Source organism: Desulfosarcina cetonica JCM 12296 (genome assembly GCF_001311845.1).
Taxonomy (GTDB): Bacteria; Desulfobacterota; Desulfobacteria; order Desulfobacterales; family Desulfosarcinaceae; genus Desulfosarcina; species Desulfosarcina cetonica.
In genome coordinates, this window is the sequence record NZ_BBCC01000474.1 from 1 (window position 1) to 1,091 (window position 1,091).

The 1,091-nt window shown below is 58.3% G+C and carries 1 protein-coding gene; it reads right to left on the reverse strand.

Going from position 1 to position 1,091, the window contains the following annotated elements:
- The coding region (locus tag JCM12296_RS35060) for a phage major capsid protein (protein ID WP_157068209.1) at window positions 1–1,050 on the reverse strand (1,050 nt) is incomplete at its 3' end.
- Window positions 1,051–1,091 lie beyond the last annotated feature (41 nt).

Below are 1,091 nucleotides of genomic sequence, written 5' to 3' on the forward strand. Positions count from 1 at the left end.
AAACGCGAACGAAACCGGATGCCGGACACCGACGTCAACGCTCTGATGGCAAATCACCCGGACGGTGCCGCTCAATGCGTTCGTGTACGGATCAACCAAAATGTCCAAACCGCCCCAAAAGCCGAACAGCAAGTCCGACCAGTTACCATAGAACATGTCGCCGTCTGTAACCTGCGAAGAGATTGCCACGCGATGTCCGTTCATGCGCCCATCTTCGAGGACATACATGGGAAAACCGGAAACCTTCGGCGTGGTCTTCAAGCTGCCAGCCAAGGCGGGGTTGATGGCATATCCCAGGCTGCCGATATTGGCATTATCCACCGCAACAGCAGATTCAAGTGCGACCACTTCGGCAAACGTCGGAACAGCCGCTGCAAAGGCCGTTGGCGCGTTAATGCCGGTCACATTTGAAATACCGGTGGGTTGGCCGCTGGCACCGGTGCCATAGAGAGCCGCCGCGTCGATGGCCGTTGCCACGGCTGCCGCCAGGTCGATTTTGATCAACTGTTCCGCGTCCGGCGTAGACTGCAACATAAGATTTCTTGTGATTTGGCTATAACAGCCAAGCGTCTTCGGGGTGAGGCTGATCTGGTCGAACTGTGCCTCACTGGCGGAAACGTCGCCGCCTTCTGTAGCTATCCACCCGGCAGCGGCCCCGGACGTTTTGCGGGGCACCAGCACATCACCAACAAGGCCGTGCATGGTCCGTGCACCCAGCAACAGGCAAATGGACAGGTTGCGCAGCACGTCCACGAACGATCCCGCCATCAGATTGTCTGCAACCAGTTCGGCGCCATCGGTTGCCGTGCCGGCGGTCAGCACACGGGTGGAAAGTTCGGGGCCAGCCCTGAAGGTGAGCATGTCGTGGGGAATGACAATTCCTTTGGCCGCTCTGCCCTGAAGTTTTGCAGCCGCTTCGGAGCATTCAAGCTCAAAAGCCGCGTCACGAACGAATTTGGGATCTTTGGCACCGAACGCCTGTGCGCACAGTGCGCGATTCAAAGAGTATTTTCCCTTGTCACGCTGGCTCATGCCAATCAGGGAACCCATGCCCGGTTCCCATCCGCGCTGATTCGGCGGCTGTGCGTTCC